Here is a 24,437-nt window from a genome sequence, read left to right as displayed (position 1 = left end):
CTCTTTCTTATTTTATTTCCTGCTTTCCATTTTCCTTAAGAACTTTATTTAGTATATCTAGGCTAAATAAATTCTTTAAATCTGGTTTTTCTCTTAAGAATCCAACGTCAACTGACAAGTCTACCATTTCCTCAATAGATTTTATTTCTGGATTATTAGTTACTACAACTCTTTTAAAGGAACTATCCAAAACTTCTTTTGGAAGAGGCTTTTTTGTTAATTTGCTAAGTTCATCATTTATAGCACTTTTTGCGCCTTCATTGTCTTTATTTATATAATCTGTTATATCAATATGAGCCTTTAAAAACTTTTCAACTACCTCTGGATGCTTTTTTATAAAGTCCTTTCTTGCCACAATAACTGCTGTTGAATACTGTCCTTCTCTCCAAACCTTATTGTAGTCAAGAACTAATTTGGCTCCTATCTCTTTTTCAAGCCTTGAACCCCATGGTTCTGGAACTAAGGCAGCATCAATTCTGCTTTGATCTAATAAAGTTTTTATATCTGGATTTTCAGCTTGAACTATTTCAACAGTTCCACCTTTTGTTTTATCCTTAAGTTCATTTTCTTTCAATAACGCTCTTAATGATAAATCTTGAGTATTTCCAAACTGAGGAATAGCCACTTTTTTTCCTTGTAGGTCTTTAACTTCTTTAATATCAGCATCTTTTCTAGCAACTAACACTGCTCCTGCATCTGATGCTCCTCCAACAATCTGTATTTCACCTTTAGATTTTGTATATCCATTTATAGCAGGACCCGGTCCTATATATCCCATGTCTAATTCTCCAGCAAGAAGGGCCTCAATTTCCGCTGGACCTGCATTAAATTGTTTCCATTCAATAGGATATTTATCTCCTAATAATTTTTGAAATTGTCCTTGATTTTTACCAACCAGTGCTTGTGAGTGTGTTATATTAGGGAAAAATCCAACTCTGATTTTTGTATTTTCACCACTGTTCTTATTGCTACTCTTATCTGAAGAACATCCTATAAAACTTACAGCTGCAATAATAGCTATAAGATAAATACCTATATTTTTAAGTTTCATTTTTTATCCCCCTATAAAATTAATTTTTACTTTATGAGATACTTATTATCCTCTAAGTATGCTATTATTTTTTTTACACATTCATCTATAGATTGCTTATGTGAGTATATTGTTATCTCTGCATTTTCTGGTTTTTCATATACTGAATCTATACCAGTAAAATCCTTTATTTTTCCTTCTCTTGCTTTTTTATATAAGCCTTTAGGATCCCTTTGCTTACATATCTCCAAGTCGCAATCTATAAAAACCTCTATAAATCTATCCTTTACTAAATCTCTTACCTTTTGTCTATCTTCCTTAAAAGGTGATATAAAGGTTGTGATTGTTATAATACCTGCATCTACAAAGAGCCCTGAGAGCTCTCTTACTCTTCTAATATTTTCTATTCTATCTTCTCTAGAAAAACCTAAATCAGCATTTAACCTATGCCTTAAGTTATCACCATCAAGCATATAAGTCAGATAGCTTCTTCTATACAATTCTTTATTTAAAGCATCAGCAATAGTTGATTTGCCTGAGCCAGAGAGTCCGGTAAACCAGATTAATAAACCTTTTTGATTTAACAGCTCTTCTCTATGCTCTCTTTCAATACTTAAACTATGCCACACTATATTATTAGACTTATTTGTTTTCATAAAAACCCTGCTTCCTAACTAAATTATTTTTTAGATAAAAACTTGACATCGGAATTAAAATCATAATAAAGCTTTGAGTCCCTATCTATAATTTCAAACTTCCTGATCAGTTCCTCTACCTTTATCCACTGCTCTTTTATGAACCCATCAAAATTCTCATTTTTATATTCATAAGCTAGAAGTGCTAATTCATATAAAAATTCTGGAACCTTCTTGGCAGGAATTTCTCCTTTTGCTTCACCTAGTTTAGTTTTGTCAACTCCTAAAGTGCCACCGCAATAAAGTTTATATGATGGAACCATTCCTTCTTCACCTCTGACAGCTTTGCCTGTAAATCCTATTTGTCCAATCTGGTGCTGTCCGCAGGAGTTAGGACATCCTGAAATAAATATCTTAGGTAAAAGTTTCTTTATGTCTTCAGGTACATTTAAAAATCTCTCATATATTGCATTTGATAGACCTTGAGAATTGCATAGGCCAGTTCCACAAACTGTTACTCCTACACAAGATATAGTGCTTTCTATTTCTAATTGTGTTGCAAATGAATACACAATTTCTAACAGCTTATCTACATCCTTACCCTTTATATCTCTTATATAAAGGCCTTGAGTATTTGTAAGCCTTATAGAAGTGTCGTACCTTAAATCTCTAATATAATTTAATACTTTATTTAAATTCTCTGTTGTAATGTATCCATTTTTAGGATGAATATAAACTGAATAATATCCCTTTTGCTTTTGTTCTATGACTAACCTGCTTGATATACTAGGATTACCATCCTCATGTTCATATTCTTTATTTACTTCTTTTATAATTAAATTTAGATTTAATTGATCTTTAGCTTTATTCACATAATATTTGAGCAGTTCTTTAAATTTATCTTCACCTAGTCTATAGCGAATAAATCTTATTCTTGCTTTACTTCTGTTTTCTCTATCTCCTTCAGCTTCAAAAAGTTCCTTCATTGCTTGAACATAGTAGAGAACATCTTTTTCATCAATGAAGTCCTCTATTTTTAATGATGCTGTAGATGAACCTCCTAATCCCCCTGCTCCATAGACTTCGAATCCTTTTTTACCATCCTTAACTTTTGCAACAAATCCTAAGTCTGCTATTGTAGCATAAGCAGTATCAAAATTGTTGTTTGAAAATGAAACTTTATATTTTCTTGGTAGTTTAATTGTTGACGGATCTTTTAATAAATGCTCTGCAGTCTCCACGGCATAGGGAGTAACATCAAAAATTTCATCTTTATCTACACCTGCAAGCGGTGAACATGCCACATTTCTTGCTGAATTTCCACCTGCTCCTAAGGAATTTATCCCTATCTCTAAAAGCTCCTCCATAATGTTTGCCGTATTTTCTAATTCTACTGCATGAAATTGGATATCCTGTCTTGTTGTAAAATGTATTTTCCCATGGGAGTACTTATCAGCAATTTTGCTTACAGCCTGAAGCTGATCAGCAGTAATTATACCAGCAGGAGTTTTTATTCTAAGCATATATTTTTCTTTCTCTCGCTCTGCATAAACGCCCATAACAGATCTTATGCCTTTAATATTAGGATCAATATTGCCATTTTTATAATCAGTTATCTTGCTTTTATAAAATTTAATTTCCTGTTTTATTCTTTCTAAAGTTTCCATACTTAGTGCCTCCAAATCTCTTTCTATTTCTGTAAAATGGCTGCTGCTGGATATCTTTACTCTTCTATATTACATATCCTTACCTATTGGTTAAGCAGCAAGTTAAATAATTACTTGTTTATAAAAATAATTATTTAACTTCCTTATTAGATTACTATAACTAATTTTTAAAGATTTTATAGGAGTTAGTAAATCTCCCACTATAGTATTTTTTCTGATACTTTTTTCTTTGCACTGCAATTTTAATTCCTCCTTTAAAATTGTTTTATAAATTTTTTTATTTAAAATAAAAAACCTCCTTATGCCTTAGACGCATAAAGAGGTTTTGTACAAACCAACCAATCTTTATCACCCAAAGCTTTTGCTTTGTTGGTATTAGCACCTTACACTAGCAGGTTGCTGTGGAGTCATCAAGCCAATCTCTCGTCCACTCTTGATAAATATTATTAAATTATCTAAGCCATAGTATAATTTAATAATACTTATCTGTCAATACTTACTTTTAAGTAATAAAAAAACCCTCTGCCTCTGAAAAAATTCAGAGGCAGAAGGTTAACTTCCGCGGTCCCACTCTGGTTAGACAAAAAATGTCCATCTTTATTCTGATACTGACATACCATATCTCTGTAACGGGAGATTCCGTAAAAGCCTACTAATTTCGGTTTTATGCTCATAGGGGCACTTCAGATATATTTGCACATAAAGCTCTCTCAACCAAGGAGCCTCTCTCTGTCTGATCCATATAACTTACTTTTCCTATTCACAGCATTTATTCTTATAATTCCAATATGCTTAATTGGATTTTAATTAGATTATAAATGATACTTTAATAAAAATCAATATATTTTTTATATCAAATTATGCTAATTTTCGGTCTTTTAACTCTATATTCTAAAATTCACTTAAAAGATTTATTAGTCTAAATTGGATATGCTAATCTCATGCTTTTTTATTTTATTATATAGAGTGTTCCGCTGCATTCCAAGTATTTCTGCAGCGTGGGTAATATTACCTTTAAATATTTTTAAAACCTTTAAAATATGCTGTTTTTCTATATAGTCAAACTTTAAATGCTCTTTATTTAAATCTAATAGTTTTACTATTTCACAATTTTTTTCGTTAAAATAGTCTATTGGCATCATTTCCGTATCTACAATAAGTTTAACTATATTTTTTAATTCTTCAACGTTATCTGGCCAATTATAACTAAGCATTTTCATCATATATTCTTGAGGTATAATAATATTATTCTTATTGCATTTTTGAGATTCTATCTTCATAAAATGTTCAATAAGAACAGATATATCCTTTTTCCTGCTCCTAAGTGGTAGAAGATAAATAGGCAGAACATTTAAACGATAAAATAGATCTTTTCTTAAATTTCCTTTTTCAACTTCTTCCTTTAAATTTTTACTGCTTGCTGCTATAATTCTTACGTCTACTGGTATAGGTATATTGCTGCCAACTCTAGTTATAATACCTTCCTGAATCATTTTAAGTATTTTTGTTTGAGCATTTATTGATAAATCTCCTACCTCTTCAATAAATATAGTACCACCATCAGCTAGTTCAAGCTTTCCTGGATTAACTTCCTTTTTGCCACTTACTGTATCTTCATATTCATATCCAAAGAGCTCTGATTCAATAAGTGGTTTGAGAATTGAGCTACAATTTACTTTTACAAAAGGACCATCCATTCTACTACTGTAGTTGTGAATACATTCCGCAAATAAATTTTTACCTGTTCCATTTTCTCCTGTAATAAGTACTGTTCCTTTATTATTAGATATCTTTTTAGCATATTCAATTGTACTAGTAATACTCTCGTCTTCGCTAATTATTTTATCAAAGGTATAAAAAGCTTGATAGTTTTTGAATTTGTCACTAAAATTTCTGCTTTTGCTCAACTCTTCAAAAATGTATACTATCTCAATTATGTTGTCTTCTGTATTATATATTGGCTTTGCCATTAACCTATATTTAGAATTATTTAATATACTTACTTCCATTGAAACACTTTTACTTAAGTATATTTCTTTTATTATGTTATCCCAGTCCTTCACAACCTCCTTAACCTTTAATGATTTTAATTCCTCCCCTGTAGCTCTGAATATTTCTAAAGCTTTTTTATTATAAGTTCTTACTTTTCCCTCTATATCAGATATAATTAAAGCTTTTGGGATTGCATCAAAAACTGTTTTTGTGCGTTTATCTATTACGTATTGAATCTTGTTTAATCTTTGAATCTCAATCATTTTCTCAATAGATCTGCATGAAGACATAATCATACCTATGGTATGAGGATGAAACTGCATTGAACTCCCCACAATGCTTAGAATTCCTATTATTAAACCATTGTTATCTTTTATAGGAGCAGCAAATGATGTCCATTTACTATAAGCTTTAATAAAGTGTTCTGATGATGAAATCATTGCAGGACATCTATTTTTTATTGCCATACTTATAGAGTTTGTTCCGACATTTTCTTCATTCATATATGCACCAGGTATTATTTTCATATCAGAAATATCAGCAACTATCTTATCATCACCAATAACGCTTAGTATGCATCCATCACAGTCTGTAAGTACATAAAAAAATTCATTACACTCTGAGTATTTAACCAAATCCTCTACATAAGGCAAAACATTTACAATTAATTCTCTATTAATTACATATTTAATATTAAGCTCTATTTCATCTAGTATCTTTTTACTAAAAACTTGTTCAGTATCAATGCCAATATTTCTGCATCTTTCATGAGAATTTTTAATATCTGATTCTTTAATCACTTTTATTACTCCTTTTACAAAGTATTAACTTTATTTGCTGCATCTTCTTATTTTTATCAACTCCGCAGCTATACTAATGGCTATTTCTTCTGGAGTTTGCGCCGAAATTTCCAGTCCTATAGGACAAAATACTCTATCTAATTCCTTCTGAGTATATCCTTCATCTTTTAACTGGCTGTAGATAAAGCTTCTTTTTGTCTTGCTTCCTATCATCCCTATATATTTAGCATCTGTTTCTAAGGCTTGTGCTAAAATATCTTTATCGTAGGCATGTCCTCTTGTTATTATGACTACATAACTTTGATCATTTATGTCTACATATTTTAAAATGTCGTCGAAGTTAGAAAGTATAATGATTTTATCTGCAGTTTTAAATCTTTCTTTATTAGCAAATTCTCTCCTGTCATCTAAGACTACAACTTTAAAATCTAAGATTTTCATAACTTCTGCTAATTTTTGAGATACGTGCCCAGCACCAAAAAGATATATTGTTTCATAGTTCAATACAGGTTCTACCAGATATTTTTCGTTATTTGCCATAAATACTTGCATTGCTACTTCCTTAAAATTTTCTCTAATTTTTTGAAATACTGGCTGGACTACATCACTTTCTTCCCCATAAAAATCAGCTTCAGTGCAAATCCACTTGCAGCTATTATGAAAAATTTCATCCTTACTTTCTATTCTTGTTACTATTGAAAAATTTTTTCCCTGTTTCCTTAAGTTAGCTGACTGCTTATATATTTCTGCAATATTATTATTCTCAGCATCAATATATTCCATTAATACTTTTAATTCTCCACCGCATACAATTTCTAGAGAGCCACCACATTCAGTTGACAAATCAAGGTTTTTAATTATAGCTTTTCTGTTATGAAACACCTCTTTCGACAACTTAATTGTAAGCGCTTCAAATAAACCCCCACCAATGGTGCCTATAATCGAGTAATCCTTTTTAATTATCATTTTAGACCCTCTCCTACGGGGAGCTGAGCCATTTTTATCTAAAATAGTAGCTAAAACAAAACTTTCTCTTTTATCTATAAGTTCACTTGCTATATCATATATCTGAAACATGTATATCACCTCTAATAACAACATTTTATATTTATACTATAAAATATTTATGTCACATTGTCCAATGAGTAAAATTAAATTAATGATTATTTTTTGAACATTGCGCATTATTTAAACATTTTTTATAATACTGTAGTTGTTTACATATAATATTTAGTAAGTTAAACTAAATATGTGCAAAATCTATAAAACCCAACCAATTTAAATTAAAACAGAAGTAGGTCGTTTTTATGATATTAAGTCCTTTAATTATATCTTTAAAAGTATCTTTAATTTCAACAATTTTTACATTAGTTACTGGTGTCTTCTTAGCAAGAGTGCTTACAAAGTACAATTTTAAAGGCAGGGATATATTAGAAGCTATAATAATTTTACCAATGGTACTTCCTCCCTCTGTAACAGGATATGGCTTGCTAATTTTATTAGGGAAAAAAGGCTTTATTGGGGAAGTTCTTTATAATCTCTTTGGAGTACATTTAATATTTACTACTGCAGCTGCTTGCATTGCTTCTTATATAGTTTCTTTACCATTAATGTATCAAAGTTGTAAGGCAGCTTTCATGAGCGTTGATAAGATATATGAAAATACTGCTAGAACTCTTGGTGCCAGTGAAGCTAGAGTATTCTTTAAAGTTACTTTACCCTTAGCTTATACTGGAATACTTAGTGGTACAATTCTTTCTTTTGCCAGAGCTTTAGGAGAATTTGGAGCTACACTTATGGTAGCCGGAAACATTCCTGGCAAAACACAGACAATTCCACTAGCTATATATTTTGCAGTTGAAGGTGGAGATAATAAAACTGCAAATATACTTTTCACTATTGTCTTGATATTTAGTTTTACTTTAATTTATGGACTAAACATGTGGACAAAGAAAAAGAATAATAATTAGTTTAAGGTGGAAATGATAAATGATTGACGTTAAATTATTTAAAAAAATGAATTATTTTAATTTAGATGTTAATTTTTCTATTGATAAAGAGGTTCTTGTTATTCAAGGTCCTTCAGGCTCAGGGAAAACAACAATACTAGATTGTATATGTGGAACTAAAACTCCTGACGAGGGAGCTATAACAATGAATGGTAAGACAATTTTCTCCTCTAATAAAAAAGTAAATATGAAAATTAAAGATAGAAATATTGGATATGTTTTTCAGAATTATGCTTTATTTCCTCACATGACTATAAAACAAAATATATCCTTTGGAACTAAATGCAAAAAACTAAAAGATTCTGACTACATAGATTATTTGCTGAATGTATTTAATATTTGTCATCTTGAAGATAGATACCCAAATCAAATCTCTGGTGGTGAAAAACAAAGAGCTGCTTTAGCAAGAGCACTGGCAGTAAAACCTGAAATGCTGCTTTTAGATGAACCTTTTTCTGCTTTAGATGTGAACACTAAAAATTCTGTGTATAAAGAATTTCTTCAATTAAAGAAGTTATGGAAAATTGATATTATACTAGTTACTCATAATCCAGAGGAAGCTCGTTTATTAGGAGATAGAATAATAAATATTGAGTCTGGTAATATTTGGGGCGTGAAAATTCCAAAACGTAACATAATTATGTAATTAAATATATATTTTACGCATCGATGCTTTTAATTAACTGAAATTTTATTTCTATTAAAATACGTTATTTTATTAAATTGATAACTTTAAGGAGGAACTTATATTGAAAAAAATATTAATTTCTGCAATGGCAGTTTTATCACTAATTTCCTTTACAGCTTGCGGTAAAACAGCTAATGAAACTAATAAAAGTCCTGAAAAAAATATTACTATTTCTGCAGCTGCTAGCTTAAAAGACGCTTTAAACGAACTCAAACCAAAATATGAGCAAAAGAATAATGTGAAACTTACATTAAATTTTGGTTCTTCTGGAACCTTACAAAAACAAATAGAGCAAGGAGCTTCTGTGGATATTTTCATTTCCGCTGGCATGAAGCAAATGGATGATTTAAACGCTAAAAACTTAATAGATAAGGACACTAAGAAAAATCTATTGAAAAATAAGCTAGTTCTAATAGTTTCCAATGATTATAAAGATAAAATTAAGAGCATTAATGACGTAATAAATAATGATGTTAAAATATCTGTAGGAGAACCTGCCTCTGTTCCTGCAGGTCAATATGCTAAAGAGACACTTACAAGCTTAAATCAGTGGGATAAAATCAGTTCAAAAATAGTTTATGGTAAGGATGTAACTCAAGTAGCAACTTATGTTGAAAAAGGTGAAGCTGCTGCTGGCATAGTTTATAATTCTGATACTATAAGTTTAAAAAATTGCTCAATAGTTCAGATTTTTGATGAAAAACTACATAAACCAATATTATATCCCGAAGCTGTTATATCCTCCAGCAAAAATAAAGATGAAGCTAAGAAATTCTTAGAATACTTAAACTCAGAGGATGCCAAAGCTACGTTTAAAAAATATGGTTTTGAAACAGTAAGTTAAAATTTGCAAAAATAAATAATTTTATTATTAATGTTATAATTATAAAGAAAAGAGCCCTATTTAAGGCTCTTTTCTAATATATTTTATAATTTTATTTATTGCTAAGCCTTTTTCTTTTAATCATTCTTATAATAGTTAATACCATCCCAATGGCACAAATTGAAGCCGCCGCTATATATACAACATTCATAGCATATATAAATACATCATGTCTTCCTGGTACAAAACTGGTTACATTATACCCTATCTTGGCACTCATTCTGTTGTAAAGCAAAGCTACTGAAAAAGCTATTCCAAAAACCATTCCCATATTTCTTACTAGAGCATTAACGCTTCCTGCTATCCCAAGCTTATCACGAGGTACAAGAGACATAACAATAGAATTATTAGGTGATTGAAATAATCCGTTTCCTAATCCTAATACTGCAACTCTAATCAATATATCAAAATAGGTAGAAGTTGTATTTAAAAATCCTACTAAAAGAAGACCAACTGTTGTTGCAAACAAGCCTAAAATAGTAAGAAGCTCACTGCCTATTTTGTCTGAGAGATAACCACTTATAGGTGCAATGATACCTGCACTTATTGGAAAGATCATCATTAGTATACCTGCTTTTCCCGGACTAATATTCATTATATATTCAAGATAAAATGGATGAATTATATTATTACAAAATATTGCCACAAAAGAAACAAAGGCACAAAATATGCTTAAATTAAATAACTTATTATGAAACATTTTGAAATCAAGCATCGGCTGCTCCAGCTTCTTTTCCACAAAGTAAAAAGAAACTAAAGCAACAATACTTATTATAAAACTCCCTATAATTTTGTAATTTCTCCATCCTAAACTTTCTCCACTTAGCATAGCCCAAAACAGTGATACAACAAAAATTATAAATATAATTGAACCTTTTAAATCAAAGTCTACAGGTCCTTGATATTTTTCCTCTATAGGCAGTATTTTTCTTCCTGCTAAATATCCAATTATCCCTATTGGTATATTTATTAAAAATATAGACTGCCAGTTAAAAAGTTCTACCATAATTCCTCCCACAGGAGGTCCAAGCATTGTACCTACAGCAACTGTAGTTGCGGAAAGTCCCAATGCTCTTCCTCTTTCATTTGGAGGAAATGTTGCTGCAATTATACCTTGGTTCGATGACATAGTCATAGCAGCACCAATAGCCTGAATAATCCTAGAAAAAATTAAAAACCTTATAGTTCCTGATAGTCCACACAATAATGATCCAATTGTAAATATTAAAAAGCCATATTGATAAACTTTGCTTTTTCCTATGATATCTGCCACTCTTCCAAAAATCAACACAAAAGCTGAAACAACAATTAAATAGCTGGTAACAACCCACTGTATTTCATCTAATCCAACAGAAAGCTTAGAAGACATATCTGGGAGCGCTACATTTACAATGCTGCTATCTAATGTAGCCATAAGGGTACCTAATAAAACTACCGTTAAGATAATCCATCTTCTTTTATATATTTTTTGTTTTTCATCTTCACAGTTCAATTTTTCTTTAATCATATTAAACTATATGCTCACCTCACTAGTAAAAAGTTTTCTAACTAACTTTATATAGTATTTTATTTAACTATGCTATATATAGGCTTTTCTATTGATATTTTACCCTATTTATAGCTTAATTATTTTTATCCGATGTCTATTATCACTAACATCCCAACGCGCTCTGTGAAAGCAATTCGCACCAAATCAGCACTCTATGTAAGTGACTATCACCAAATCACAGATTTGGGATATCTACTTAAGATTTGGGCTCTCTGCTTGCACTCTGTGAAAGCGATTCACACCAAATCAAAGATTTGGGCTCTCTGCTTTTCTTAAAGTTTGGGATAAGTGGCGTTACGCCCCTGGATAACGGATTCTAAGCTTCAGATGGAGGTTAAATGCCTAAATGGCATTTAACGGGCAGAATTGCCCAGTGGTCGTAGACAAAACTCCACCTGAAGCTTAGAATCCTGTTTATAGTGCTATATATTTAAATGTTTGAAATTTTTTCTTCGTTTATATATAAAATATTCTCTATTTTTTATATATCGTCCAATATATTATTTAAATTTTCTAGGAATATATCTATAAGTTTTGGATCAAAATGTGACCCTTTTTGGTTTTTAAGATGTTCTAATGTTTCTTCAATACTTATTGCTTCTTTGTAAACTCTTTTGTGCGTCATTGCATCAAAAACATCTATTATTGCCATCATTCTAGAACTTAGTGGAATATCCTTCTCAAACAGATTATTAGGATATCCTGTTCCATTATATTTTTCATGATGATTTAATGCAATTTCTGCAGCTATTCTGAAAATATCCAGTTCTGATTTATTAAGAATTTTATTTCCAAAAATAGTATGTTCTTTAATTACTTCAAACTCCTCATCTGTCAATCTTCCTCTTTTTTTCAAAATAGCATCAGGTATAGCTATTTTACCAATGTCATGCATAGTGCTGGCAATTTTTAATACTTCTGCTTCAGAAGAAGAAAAACCATTATATAATGCAAATTTGTACATCATCTCAGAAATTCTTTTAACATGTCCAGCAGTATCCTCAAAGTGGTTTTCAACAACTTCCCCTAGAGTTGTAATAATTTCCCTCTGTGTGTTTAAAAGCATAGTATTTAGTATGTAGTTATTTAAAGCTACAGAATAGTTTGCTAAAAATAAGTTTATTAGTTCAAAATCATATAATTCTGAATCCCCTTCAATGAATATATAATTGTTCAAATTATTCTCGCCACTATTTTTAATAATAAAACCATCACCAATAAAATGAATTTTTCCATTTTCATGTAAACCTTCTTTTATCCACTTCGAAATATATTCTAATTCAAAAATATCTTCTATATTTTTACCAATATATTCGGTATATTTTCCAGTAGCGGATGCAATTGTAGGTATATTACTCTTATCAAGAGTTACAAAACCATGAGATAGTTTGTTTGGAGCTTCACGAATATATAATATTTCAGCATCATCCTGATAAAAACAAGACAATTGACTTAAAATGTTACTTAAAAATTGATCTAGAGTATTGTGCTTAAATAAATTTGCACTGGTTTCAATAATTTTTTCTAAGCCTCTGCGATTTTTATCGATTTGAAGCATATCTCTATAATTTCTTAATGCAGAATACATAGTTGTGTGTAATCTTGTAACAGTCATTTCTGTCTTTAAACGATAGTCATTTATATCATATTCTTTGATTACCTTCTCCTCTGGGGCCTCTCCTGGTTGTCCAGTACGTAAAATAATTCTAGTCATTTTATTTTTTAACGTTTTACGTAAATATTCCACAACCTCAAGCCCAGAATTTTGTTCTTCCATTACTACGTCCAAAAATAAAATCGCAGTATTAGGGTTGTTTAGTAAAATTTCCTTTGTTTCCTTTCCGTTATATGCATCAATAAACTCTAAAGTTTTACCTTCAAACTCAAAATCCTTAAGAATCATTTTTGTTACAGTGTGAACTTCCTCATCATCATCTGCAATAACAATCTTATACTTGCCATATAATCGAGGCTTTATCTCCTCTTCATCGCTTAAAAAATCTAGTTCAATATCTTTAGATTCTAACATTTTACTCATCTTTCCACTCCTTGACTTAGACTTATGTTAATTTTAAAAGTAGTACCTTGTCCAACAACACTTTCGCAAACTATTTTCCCATTTAATGGTCCAGTAATTAGATTATATACTACATTTAAACCTAATCCACTTCCACCTTTATTTCTATTAGTTGTAAAAAAAGGGTCAAATATTTTTTGAATATTTTCTTCTGAAATACCACATCCATTATCAGAATATAATATTGAAAGTTTATCATCATTTTTATTTATATCTATTTTAATGGTACCATCTTTTTTATCTTTAAATCCATGAATGAGAGAATTCATAATTAGATTTACAATTACCTGTGAAAAAGCTCCTGAATAACTGTTAATCACCAAGTCCTTATCACAGTTTATAATAAATTGATGATTAGTGTTTTTATATTCATGTTTTAAACTCAACAAAACAGTTTGAATATATTCATATAAATTAAACTTTGTTTTTTCTTCTATAATTTGATTTACAGCAATAGCTTTAAAGCTCTTGATTAATTCTGATGCCCTATTTAAGTTTACATTTAGTATTTTTGAACTTTCATCTATAGAGTTTATATATTCGATAAAGTTTTTCTTAGTCATCTTGCCTTCAGACAATAGTGCTAAATTTTTCTTATTAATAGATTCCAAATATGATGCCGCAGATACTGATACACCCAAAGGCGTATTAATTTCATGAGCAACACCAGAAACTAAACTACCTAATGAAGCTAACTTTTCCTTATCAATCAATTCTTTCATAGCAATTCTTAATTCCTGGGTTCTCTCTAAGACTAAATTTTCTAATGATTGCTTTTCAGCTTCATTTAACCTTTTGATTTCATCTTGAGCTTCAACAAGTTCATTAAAGGATTTTTTTAGATTCGCTGACATATAATTAAAAGCCATTGATAATTCATAAATCTCATTAAATTGAATCTTTTCTGTATCTAATTTTACATCCCAATTTCCTGATGATAGTTGAAATGCTGCCTCAGAACTTTCCAATATTGGATTAATAATTCTTTTTAATAAAACTAGACCAGCTAAAGCTCCAATTATGGTAATCATTAAAATAATAGCTATAGTAATATTTTGTCTAGCTCTTATTGTGCCCATTAAATCTTTTTCTGGTATAACAACAACTACCCTCCACTCAAGTCCCTGAGGCTCTTCCATCGGAGAAATTAATGCAAAATTCTGTTCATTTTCTATGTTTATTTGAATAGTCTTATGTTGAGCTATTCTGTTTTCTTGTAAATATTTTGCCGTTTTGCTTATTAAAACATTCTTATTTTTAGCGGCATTAACCATTTTGTTTGCATTTGGATTTTCTTGAGTAATCTTCGTAACTGCTTCATCTCCAGAATGAGCAATTAGATTCCAATTTTTATCAACAATATATATTACTCCTGTTCCTTTAGTTTCATTAGCTTTTAAAAATTTATTTATACTACTGAGGTTTATATCTATACCTGTAACTCCTTTAAAATTTTTAGAATTATCAAAAACAGGTACTAAAGTAGTGATAGTTGCCTCCATTTTTTCATCATTATTAATATAAATATCTGACCACTGCTCATTAAGGGTTTTCTTAACTGGGATATACCAAGGCCTAGTCCTTGGGTCATAGCCCTCATAGGATGCAGATAATCTACTATCTAAAGTTTCTTTGCTATAAATATTTAGTTTATTTTCTGTTTTTTTATTTTTAAGCATCAAATTTAATGTATTATTATTATTAACTCTAAACCCAACATAGTTTCCTCTTTCATCACCGTAACCTATAGCAGTTATTTGGGGTATTTGATTTTTTATTTTCTCTAAAAAATATTTTGTGTAATCCCCAATATTATTTAAGTTTTCATCATTAAAGTATTTTTCTCTAGAGATACCTCCTGCAAATAATTGATTAATTTCAAGTGGCTTGCTGAGCATATCCCTAAGGCTTTGTTGAGTATTTTCATTTAATGCTTTTAAAACCTTATCCCCTTGCTCTTTCACTAGCCAATTATAATCAGCTTTCCACAAAACAACCAAAATAGATAGAATAATAATTATAAAAGATATAAAATGCATAATCACAGCTGTTTTTAACGAAACCATTCTTTTTCTCATAATTATCACCTCTACCAATCTTTTGAAATATTGATTATAATATTTCATGAGTATCATGAATATTAAAATTATTTCTATTAAATAAATTATTCTACATTATTTAGCAAAATCCTCTCTTAACTTTTCCTTTATATCCGAGTTTTAACAATTGTATAGCCTTTTGCCTAAAAAAACTACCTATTATTCATAGGTAGTTTTTTTAAAAATTAATATTCTTTAAGTTTTACTTCTATAAGTTCCTTAGCTACCGCTGGATTAGCCTGACCTTTAGTAACTTTCATTACCTGTCCCATCAAGAACCCGGCAGCCTGAGGTTTTCCATTTTTGTAGTCTTCTATAGACTTAGGATTTGCAGCTAAAACCTCGCCTACAACTTTTTCTAATACCTCTGATGAACTTATCTGACTTAGTCCTTTTTCTTTTACTATATCTTCTGGATTTTTGCCAGTTACAAACATTTCATCAAATACTTCTTTAGCCGCAGTACCACTTATTTTTCCTTCGTCAATAAGCTTTATAAGCCTATATAGTAACTGTGGCTTTAAAGTCATATCACTGCATTCCATTTCTTTTTCCTTTAATACCCTAAGCAAATCTCCTAAAATCCAATTTGATGCAGCTTTAGGGTCAGCTCCTTCTTTTACTACCCCTTCATAGAACGCCCCAAGAGATTTATCTCCTACGAGAATTTCTACTTCTTTTTCTCCTAATTTGTATTCTTCTATAAATCTTTGTTTTTTCGCATGTGGAAGCTCTGGAATAGTACTTTTTATAGCTTCTATCTGTTCGTCTTTTATTATTATTGGAACCAAGTCTGGATCTGGGAAATACCTATAATCGTGAGCATCTTCCTTTGATCTCATAGGAATAGTTCTTCCCTTTCCACTATCCCATCTTCTAGTTTCCTGTTTTATTTTATGCTGTTCTCCATAAGTATAAAGCTCTCTCTGTCTCTTTTCTTCTTTTTCTAGAGCTTTTTGAATTTCTTTAAAGGAGTTTATATTCTTAATTTCTACCTTGGTATTTAATACTTCCTGTCCCACTGGTCTCATAGAAATGTTAGCATCACATCTTAAAGATCCCTGTTCCATTCTACAGTCTGATACTTCTGCATATTCTAATAAAGATTTTAAAGTCTTAAGAAAAGCTACTGCCTCCTCTGGAGAGTGAATATCTGGCTCTGTAACTATTTCTGCTAGTGGTACTCCTGCACGGTTATAGTCTATTAAAGAAAATGGTTCATCTTCCAAATGAACAAGTTTTGCTGGATCTTCTTCTATGTGTATTCTATTTAATTTTACTTTCTTTTTAACTCCATCTACTTCAAATTCTACATATCCTCCGCTGCAAATTGGTAAATCAAACTGTGAAATTTGATAAGCCTTTGGAAGGTCTGGATAAAAATAGTTTTTTCTATCCATCTTATTTAATTTATTTATTTTACAACCTAAAACCTTCCCTGCTTTTATAGCTAGATTAACAACTTCCTCATTTAATACAGGTAAAGTTCCTGGTAAGCCTAAACATACTGGACATGTATTGCTGTTTGGCTTAGAACCAAACTTAGTGGAACAATTGCAAAATATTTTTGTCTTTGTATTTAATTCAACGTGTATCTCCAAACCAATTATTGTTTCATAACTCATAATTAGGCTCCTTCCTTTTAAGTTAATTTACTACATACATAGTTATGAATTTTAATATTCTATTTTGTTATTAAAATCAAACTTTTTAAGGAGTAATTTCTAGATCAACTTATTACTTTATCCGCTTCAAGTTTCACTTTATCGCTAGTGTATCTATATTTAACTCCTGCTCTAAGGCATAGGCAGTTTTTAATATTTTCTTTTCACCAAAATGTGGTCCAATGATTTGAACACCTATTGGAAGACCTTCGCTGCTAAAGGCACATGGTATTGATATAGCCGGCACTCCAGCCAAGTTTATATTTACAGTATATATATCCGCTAGATACATCTCTAGTGGATTTGAACCCTTCTCTCCACTTAAAAATGGTAATACCGGTGAAGTAGGGCTTAAAATTAAGTCATAGCTTTCAAATACTTCTTTATACTGCTCTTGTATCTTCTTCCTTAACTTTTGTGCTCTATTATAATAAGCATCATAATAACCTGAGGATAATACATAAGTCCCAAGCATTATTCTTCTCTTAACTTCTTTTCCAAAGCCTTCACTTCTGGACATTTCCATAAGTTCATCTACTGTTTCATAATTCTTAGCTCTGTATCCGTATCTTATGCCATCATATCTAGAAAGGTTTGAACTAGCTTCTGCTGAAGATATTATATAATAAGCTGAAAGTCCTTCTTCTGTAATAGGCAATGATATTTCTTCTACTACAGCTCCCATACTCTTTAACTTTTCTATTGTGTCTTTAATAGCCTTTTCTATTTCGCTATTAAGCCCTTTTCCAAAGAATTCTTTTGGAACTGCAATTTTTAGTCCTTCAACGCTTCCATCTAATGCACTTAAATAATCTTTATCATATTCTTTATCTAAACTAGTACTATCCATTGGATCATAACCAGCAATTACCTCAAGTGTAAGTGCACAATCTCTAACATTTTTGCCAAAAGGACCTATTTGATCAAGTGAGGATGCAAAAGCAACTAATCCAAATCTGGATGCTAGCCCATAGGTAGGTTTAAGTCCTGCTATTCCACAAAAGGCTGCGGGCTGACGAATAGATCCACCAGTATCAGAACCTAATGATATTGGTGATATCCCTGCCGCTACTACTGCTGCTGAACCACCAGAGGAACCTCCTGGGACTCTTTTTAAATCCCAAGGATTTTTTGTCTTTTTAAATGCGGAATTTTCGTTAGATGATCCCATTGCAAATTCATCCATATTTGTTTTTCCGATAATAACTGCATCTTCTTCCTTTAATCTTTTAACTACTGTAGCATCGTAAGGTGGAATAAAATCCTCTAGCATTTTAGATGCGCAGGTAGTTCTAATTCCATCTGTACATATATTATCTTTTATAGCTATAGGCACCCCTGCTAATTTACCTACTTTTTCTCCCTTCTTAATTTTTTCATCTACAGCTCTTGCTGTTTTAAGTGCTTCTTCCTCACATAATGTTAAATATCCATCTACATCTTTATCTACTTCTTTTATTCTTTTAAATAATTCTGTTACAACCTCTTCAGAAGTAAATTTCTTTTCTTCTATACCTTTTTTTATCTCATAAGCTGTCATAGCTCCTATTCTCATAAGACTTCCTCCTGCTTTTAATATTTAATTTTCTACGCAATTATCTTTGGAACTTCAATATAAGTTTCTCTTTTGGTCTTAACATTTTGGAACAGTTTTTCCTTATCTTCAAAGACTTCCTCTTCATCTTTTCTTATCACTGACTTTAAGCCTTCTTCCTTTGGATGTATATCTATATCGCTTAAATCAAATTTATCTATATATTCAAAATGTCCTAGAATCGCACCAAACTCTGTTGCCATTTTTTCAGCTTCTTCTTCCGTAAACTTTAATTTTGAAAGTTTAGCAATATATTTTACTTCATCAATACTAATCATTTTTCTTTCCTCCATTTCATAATTTAAATCCTAAGGCATCATTCTCTTCATATCTCTTGGAAGTAATGTAGACTCTCTTATATTTTCTAAGTTTAATATTTTCATAGTTAATCTTTCAAGACCTATTGCAAATCCACCATGTGGAGGCATACCATATCTAAAGTTTTCAATGTAGAAATCAAAGTCCTCAGGGTTTAATCCAAATTTTATAATATTTTCCTTTAACATTTCATAGTCATGAATTCTTTGACCTCCTGTAGTTATTTCCAAGCCTTTATATATTAAGTCAAAGCTTCTTGTCATTCCTTTACCATCAGGCATTGCATACATTGGTCTTTTAGCAACAGGATACTCTGTAAGGAAAACAAAATCACTTCCATAAGTTTCTTTTACATATTTTGAAAATAAGATTTCTCCCTCAGCATCTATATTTCCTACTGGTGATTTTTTTCCATACTTTTCTAATAATATTTTGTGAGCCTCTGAAAGAGGCATTCTAGGAATTTCAACTTTTTCTGGAAGCTCTATTTCGTACATTTTCAACTCATTTGAACAAGTCTTTCTTAGATACTCAAATAGATATCTTATAAAGCCTTCTTCTAAATCCATAACATCATTTTCATCCTTTATAAATCCCATCTCTACGTCAAGACTTACGTACTCATTTAAATGTCTCCATGTGTTATGAAGCTCAGCTCTATATGCATGACCTATCTCAAACACTCTTTCAAATCCAGCTCCTACCATCATCTGCTTATAAAATTGAGGACTTTGAGCTAAAAAGGCCCTGCGATCAAAATAGTTTACAGTAAATACTTCTGATCCACCTTCTGTACCTGTTCCTAATATTTTTGGTGTATGAATTTCTGAAAATTTCTCACCTCTTAAATAATCTCTAAAAGCTGTTACTATCTCCTCTTGAACTTTAAAGATTGCTCTTTTCTTTGGTGATCTAAGACTTATGCCTCTATGGTCTAATTCTGTTTCCAGATGTACTTTTGTCTTCCCTTGGTTAACTGCTATTGGAAGCATATCATAATAGGTTTTTCCTAAAACTTTCAAATCTTTAATTTGCAATTCAATTCCACCAGGTGCCTTAGGGTTTTCAACTTTAGTTCCTACTACTTCTATACTCATTTCTGCCCTTAACTCTTTAAATGTCTCTTTATCTGCAACTAATTGAATTATTCCTGTTTTATCTCTAAGGTGTATAAAACCAAATTTACCTAAGTCGTGAATTTTGTGTACCCATCCTCTTACTAAAACTTCATCGCCATGAGCCTTTTTAACCTCCTCTACATACACTCTTTCTTTTGCCCCTACTTCTTCTTTTTTTACTAACGTTTCCATAATTTTTACCTCCTAAATCTTTTATTTTTTCACCAATATAAAAACGCCCCTGTATCTTAAAGATACAGGGACGAATACAATTCCGCGGTGCCACCCAAATTAGCATTAAAGCTCTCTCATGATATCAGCAAGCATATCTTTATTGAAAACAAAACAACATCTTCATTCATTTTCAATAATATTCTGTACTTCGGCATTTTTAGAAATAAAAAACGCCCTTATACCGTTATGGTATAGGGACGAATAATTTCCGTGGTGCCACCCTAGCTAGCTTTTAATAGCCATCTCAATTCAGTACAGATAATACATTGAAAAATCATGCTTTCTCAATACCTAGTCCCTATAACGCTGGACACTGCGTCTAAGCCTACTCTTACAAATTTCGGTTAGCACTCTAGGGTGTTCTTCAATACAGTGTTAATATTCGGCTTCCACCATCCCGAATTCTCTTTAAATCCCGACTATATTTACTCTCCCCATCATCGCTTTTCTGAAAATTCAACTTTATGTTCTTTATTATAATTACAATATTAGTATACGTCAATACCCTATTTAAATAATTTTTTAATATCTTTGCAGATTTCTTTATAATGAGTTATTACTATAACTTATTACATGATATTATATCAATAGTGTAAAGGTTACATTATGGAGTCACTTTTTATTATATGATTTATTTTTTTCATAATTCCATTATCTTTTTCTGGAGTTTTATTGTTGTTTTTATGTATTCTTAAGTACACTCCATTATAAAGTTAAGTTTTCCATAAAAAAGACTTTTATTCATGATATCTATTAAATTTTCATTGCATATGACATAACAGCGGCTCCATAGGCACCAGATGCTAATACATTTTTTATATTATCAATATTTATGCCTCCTATTGCTATAACAGGTATGCTAACACTGCTGCATATTATTGATAAAAATTCCATTCCCTTACCTTCTAGTCCAGGCTTACAATCTGTTTCAAATATATTCCCTGCTATCAGATAATCTGCACCTAACTTTTCCGCTTCTAAAGCTTCTTCAAGTTTATGAATTGAAACACCAAAGATAAATTTGCTTTCCTTTCTTTTAATTCTATTTTCCACATCCATCTTTTCAGCTATATTTTTAAAAGCTTGAAAACTGCTGTGAAAACCATCTGCTTTGATATCCATAGCCACATCAATGTTTCCATTCACAATTAGAGGAATATTATACTTTTGTGTGATGTTTCTAACACCTAAGACAATCTCCTTAAGTTCTTTATAATCTAAATCTTTTTCTCTTAATATTACTCCGTCAGCGCCCATTTTTGCACATCTTTCTATTGCGTCGTAAATACTTCCCTCTCTTATGAGCTTCCTGTTTGTTATTATATATATCTTTTTATCCCCTTTAAGCTGAAACATATTAAATTCTTCTCTATAACCCTGCATTTAAGTCTCCCCAATCTTTAAGCACTGGATTATATCCTCTTTTTATTATTGCCTCTTTTACCTCTTCCACAGTTCTGTTATCAGCAATGTCAAACTGTCCATCTCCCTTATCACCCTCTGAATGTCCGCCAACTTCTGTAGATACTCCTGCAGACATCTTAGTAACTCCAAGAGGAATAAAATTATCCCTAAAATCTCTGCTTTCTCTTGTAGTAATATTGATTCCCGCTCTCTGCAAGAATATCTTATAAGCTAAAGCTACTTGAACTACATTTTTATCTGTAACTTCAAATATATCGACAAAACTTCCTGCATGAGGCCTTATTCTAGGTACTGACATATTGATTTCTATATCAGGATATGTGTCCTGGATGTGCGCTCCATGAAGTCCAGAAAAGAATGCCTCGCTTCTCCATTCATAAAGTCCTAGTAACGCTCCTACTCCAACAGAATGAATTTTGGCTCTGCAGGCTCTATCAGGAGTTTCAAGTCTGTATTTATAGTCTTTTTTAGGTCCACTAATATGTACCTTATCGTATACTTTTTCGTTATATACTTCTTGATAAACTGTGAGACTGTCAACACCAGCTTCAATAAGTTCTGCATACTCTTTTTCTTCTAATGGATATATTTCTATACATATTGAACTAAAATATTTTTTTAGTATTTTTATACAATCTTTTATATATGATACTGGAGTGTAATATGAAGACTCACCAGTTAGAACTATTATATGCTTTAATCCAGCTGCTGCAATAGCTTTGGCTTCCTTCTCCACTTCCTCAAAAGTAAGCTTTTTTCTCGCAATTTTATTTTCAACGTTATATCCGCAGTAGGCACATCTATTTTCACAATAGTTAGCAATGTATATAGGCGTGTATAGCACTATACTTTTTCCAAAATGCCTTAATGTAACGTCCCTTGCCTTTTGCGCCATAGCTTCTAAATAATTTTCAGCTTTTGGAGAAAGCAGTTTTAAAAAATCCTCTTCATTTATTCTATCTTTTGATAAAACTCTTTCAATATCATTATTCGTTACTCTTTCAAAGTAATTATTAAAATCAAAATCCTGAAACCTTTTTATTGTTTCATAAAAACTCATTTTTTTCACTTCCTATCGTAAAAATCCTGTAAGAGGAGATGATGCCTCTGCATATTCTCTTTGGGAACCTAGCTTTGATAGATAAGCCATTCTACCTGCTTGTACTGCAAATGAAAATGCCTTAGCCATTAGTATTGGATCTCCAGCAGTGGCTATAGCTGTATTTACTAACACTGCATCTGCTCCCATTTCCATAGCTTCTGCTGCCTCTGAAGGTCTTCCTATTCCAGCATCTACAACTATAGGTAATTTTATTTCGTCAATTAAAATCCTTACCATTTCTTTTGTCCTTATTCCCCTATTAGTTCCTATAGGTGAACCTAAGGGCATTACTGCTGCTGCACCAGCATCTACCAGTCTCTTAGCATCCATTAAATCTGGATTCATATATGGAAGAACTACAAATCCTTCCTTTGCTAAAACTTCTGTAGCTTTTATCGTTTGAAAATTGTCTGGAAGAAGATATTTGTTATCAGAAATAACCTCTATCTTAACCCAGTTACCACATCCAGCAGCCTTTCCTAACCTAGCAAGTCTAATAGCTTCTTCTGCATTTCTTGCTCCTGAAGTATTAGGAAGTAGTATACAATCTTTGTTTATAAAATTTAGTATATTTTCATCCTGTGACTTTAAGTCAACTCTTCTTAATGCAACAGTTATAACCTGTGATTGGGAACTTTCTAAAATTTTAGGTATCATTTCATTAGATGAATATTTACCTGTGCCTACAAACAATCTACTATTTAATTCTGTGCCACCAATTATTAATTTATTCATGATAAAACCTCCATTTATTCTTCTCCTAATATAATTCTTAACACTGCATTTGCCTGATGATTTGCAGCTATAGCTACTCTAGGTGCCATAAGTCCACAGCCTGGTTTAGCTTCATTTTCTCCATCGCCAACTAGATAAAAGTTCTCCTTTATCTTTTTAGTAACAATTGAATTGCTGGGAAAATACCCTGCCATCCCAGAAGCTGCAACTATTTTTTTATTTTTCATTTTACTTAACACTGTATTTACGAGCAGTGCTTTGGAAACTGGATTGTCAAAAGCCTCCACTATTATGTCTACGTCTTTAAAAGTTTCAATGATATTATTCTCCTCAATAAAGATCTCCTTTTTTTCAATTTTAACGAAGGGATTGCAATCAACTATTATTTCCTCTAATGCGTCTGTTTTTTTCATACCCAAATGTTTTATAAAATACTGTTGTCTATTTAAATTACTTGGCTCTACTACATCAAAGTCTATTAAAAGCAGTTTTCCAATTCCTATTCTTGCAAGAGACACAGCTATATTTGAACCAAGACCACCTAATCCTGCAATTCCTACAGATGCTTGTTTTATTTTTTCATGCACAAAGGGTGTATGTCTTGACATAAGCATCGCTTCCATATCTTCTCCCTTAGGAATCTCACCTTTCTTTATAAAGACAACTTTATCATTTTCTTTTAGCTTATAATCTACTTTTATGATAAATCCATTAAATACAATTACATCTGCATCTTTTTTGATACTTTCCTTGAGCTCAAAAACAGTGGTGTTATTTTCTATCTTATGCCTTTTCTCATTTACAAAAATATTAATCAC

19 protein-coding genes, 1 riboswitch and 2 other annotated features are annotated in these 24,437 nt (G+C 31.1%); of the genes, 3 read left to right on the top strand and 16 right to left on the bottom strand.

Going from position 1 to position 24,437, the window contains the following annotated elements:
- Window positions 1-7 precede the first annotated feature (7 nt).
- From RCG18_RS20860 to RCG18_RS20840, 5 genes are all read right to left on the bottom strand, one after another.
- Window positions 8-1,051, bottom strand: coding sequence for an aliphatic sulfonate ABC transporter substrate-binding protein (locus RCG18_RS20860; RefSeq protein ID WP_308037939.1), 1,044 nt, complete (start codon window positions 1,049-1,051; stop codon window positions 8-10).
- A gap of 26 nt (window positions 1,052-1,077) precedes the next feature.
- The gene (gene cysC / locus RCG18_RS20855) at window positions 1,078-1,686 is read right to left on the bottom strand and encodes an adenylyl-sulfate kinase (RefSeq protein WP_308037938.1); all 609 of its coding nucleotides are present in this window, start codon (window positions 1,684-1,686) and stop codon (window positions 1,078-1,080) included.
- Window positions 1,687-1,709: 23 nt separating this feature from the next.
- The gene (locus RCG18_RS20850; protein WP_308037937.1) at window positions 1,710-3,332 is read right to left on the bottom strand and encodes a nitrite/sulfite reductase; all 1,623 of its coding nucleotides are present in this window, start codon (window positions 3,330-3,332) and stop codon (window positions 1,710-1,712) included.
- A 342-nt stretch (window positions 3,333-3,674) separates the two neighbouring features.
- A riboswitch (SAM riboswitch) is annotated at window positions 3,675-3,775 on the bottom strand.
- Window positions 3,776-3,869: 94 nt separating this feature from the next.
- Window positions 3,870-4,105: a binding site (T-box leader), on the bottom strand.
- Window positions 4,106-4,246: 141 nt separating this feature from the next.
- The gene (locus tag RCG18_RS20845; protein ID WP_308037936.1) at window positions 4,247-6,124 is read right to left on the bottom strand and encodes a sigma 54-interacting transcriptional regulator; all 1,878 of its coding nucleotides are present in this window, start codon (window positions 6,122-6,124) and stop codon (window positions 4,247-4,249) included.
- Window positions 6,125-6,154: 30 nt separating this feature from the next.
- Window positions 6,155-7,201 carry an XdhC family aldehyde oxidoreductase maturation factor gene (locus RCG18_RS20840; RefSeq protein ID WP_308037935.1) on the bottom strand — a complete coding sequence of 349 codons (1,047 nt, stop codon included), beginning with the start codon at window positions 7,199-7,201 and terminating at the stop codon, window positions 6,155-6,157.
- A 230-nt stretch (window positions 7,202-7,431) separates the two neighbouring features.
- On the opposite strand from RCG18_RS20840, the gene modB reads away from it, so the two are divergent.
- The 3 genes from modB to modA all read left to right on the top strand — a co-directional run bounded on the left by modB (window position 7,432) and on the right by modA (window position 9,665).
- Window positions 7,432-8,094, top strand: coding sequence for a molybdate ABC transporter permease subunit (gene modB, locus RCG18_RS20835; RefSeq protein WP_308037934.1), 663 nt, complete (start codon window positions 7,432-7,434; stop codon window positions 8,092-8,094).
- A 19-nt stretch (window positions 8,095-8,113) separates the two neighbouring features.
- A complete protein-coding gene (locus RCG18_RS20830) occupies window positions 8,114-8,779 on the top strand; it encodes an ATP-binding cassette domain-containing protein (protein WP_308037933.1) in 666 nt (221 codons plus the stop codon).
- A 103-nt stretch (window positions 8,780-8,882) separates the two neighbouring features.
- Complete coding sequence (modA, locus tag RCG18_RS20825) at window positions 8,883-9,665, top strand: molybdate ABC transporter substrate-binding protein (RefSeq protein WP_308037932.1); 783 nt, start codon at window positions 8,883-8,885, stop codon at window positions 9,663-9,665.
- A gap of 91 nt (window positions 9,666-9,756) precedes the next feature.
- On the opposite strand, the gene RCG18_RS20820 is transcribed toward modA, so the two are convergent.
- The 11 genes from RCG18_RS20820 to thiF all read right to left on the bottom strand — a co-directional run bounded on the left by RCG18_RS20820 (window position 9,757) and on the right by thiF (window position 24,434).
- Complete coding sequence (locus RCG18_RS20820; protein ID WP_308037931.1) at window positions 9,757-11,211, bottom strand: MFS transporter; 1,455 nt, start codon at window positions 11,209-11,211, stop codon at window positions 9,757-9,759.
- Between the two features lie 523 nt (window positions 11,212-11,734).
- On the bottom strand, window positions 11,735-13,291 hold the full coding sequence (locus RCG18_RS20815; protein WP_308037930.1) for an HD domain-containing phosphohydrolase: 1,557 nt from the start codon (window positions 13,289-13,291) through the stop codon (window positions 11,735-11,737).
- A complete protein-coding gene (locus RCG18_RS20810) occupies window positions 13,288-15,408 on the bottom strand; it encodes a sensor histidine kinase (RefSeq protein WP_308037929.1) in 2,121 nt (706 codons plus the stop codon). The genes RCG18_RS20815 and RCG18_RS20810 overlap by 4 nt, the downstream gene beginning before the upstream one ends.
- A gap of 206 nt (window positions 15,409-15,614) precedes the next feature.
- A complete protein-coding gene (gene gatB, locus RCG18_RS20805) occupies window positions 15,615-17,054 on the bottom strand; it encodes an Asp-tRNA(Asn)/Glu-tRNA(Gln) amidotransferase subunit GatB (protein ID WP_308037928.1) in 1,440 nt (479 codons plus the stop codon).
- Window positions 17,055-17,187: 133 nt separating this feature from the next.
- Window positions 17,188-18,648 (bottom strand): Asp-tRNA(Asn)/Glu-tRNA(Gln) amidotransferase subunit GatA, encoded by a 1,461-nt coding sequence (gene gatA / locus RCG18_RS20800; protein WP_308037927.1) that lies wholly within the window; start codon window positions 18,646-18,648, stop codon window positions 17,188-17,190.
- A gap of 32 nt (window positions 18,649-18,680) precedes the next feature.
- Entirely contained in the window at window positions 18,681-18,980 is a 300-nt protein-coding gene (gatC, locus tag RCG18_RS20795; RefSeq protein ID WP_308037926.1) for an Asp-tRNA(Asn)/Glu-tRNA(Gln) amidotransferase subunit GatC, read from the bottom strand.
- Between the two features lie 15 nt (window positions 18,981-18,995).
- Window positions 18,996-20,315, bottom strand: coding sequence for an aspartate--tRNA(Asn) ligase (gene aspS, locus RCG18_RS20790; protein ID WP_308037925.1), 1,320 nt, complete (start codon window positions 20,313-20,315; stop codon window positions 18,996-18,998).
- Window positions 20,316-20,547: 232 nt separating this feature from the next.
- Window positions 20,548-20,807 (bottom strand) — a binding site (T-box leader).
- A gap of 303 nt (window positions 20,808-21,110) precedes the next feature.
- Window positions 21,111-21,740, bottom strand: a complete 630-nt coding sequence (locus tag RCG18_RS20785) for a thiamine phosphate synthase (RefSeq protein WP_308037924.1) — start codon at window positions 21,738-21,740, stop codon at window positions 21,111-21,113.
- Window positions 21,727-22,842 (bottom strand): 2-iminoacetate synthase ThiH, encoded by a 1,116-nt coding sequence (gene thiH, locus RCG18_RS20780; RefSeq protein WP_308037923.1) that lies wholly within the window; start codon window positions 22,840-22,842, stop codon window positions 21,727-21,729. The genes RCG18_RS20785 and thiH overlap by 14 nt, the downstream gene beginning before the upstream one ends.
- Before the next feature lie 12 nt (window positions 22,843-22,854).
- Window positions 22,855-23,622: a thiazole synthase gene (locus RCG18_RS20775; RefSeq protein ID WP_374119159.1), complete on the bottom strand. Its 768-nt coding sequence runs from the start codon at window positions 23,620-23,622 to the stop codon at window positions 22,855-22,857.
- 11 nt (window positions 23,623-23,633) lie between these two features.
- Window positions 23,634-24,434, bottom strand: a complete 801-nt coding sequence (gene thiF, locus RCG18_RS20770; RefSeq protein WP_308042069.1) for a sulfur carrier protein ThiS adenylyltransferase ThiF — start codon at window positions 24,432-24,434, stop codon at window positions 23,634-23,636.
- Window positions 24,435-24,437 lie beyond the last annotated feature (3 nt).

It is taken from the genome of Clostridium sp. OS1-26, assembly GCF_030915445.1.
GTDB lineage: Bacteria > Bacillota > Clostridia > Clostridiales > Clostridiaceae > Clostridium_AM.
This window is presented reverse-complemented; position numbering and strand designations above follow the sequence as displayed.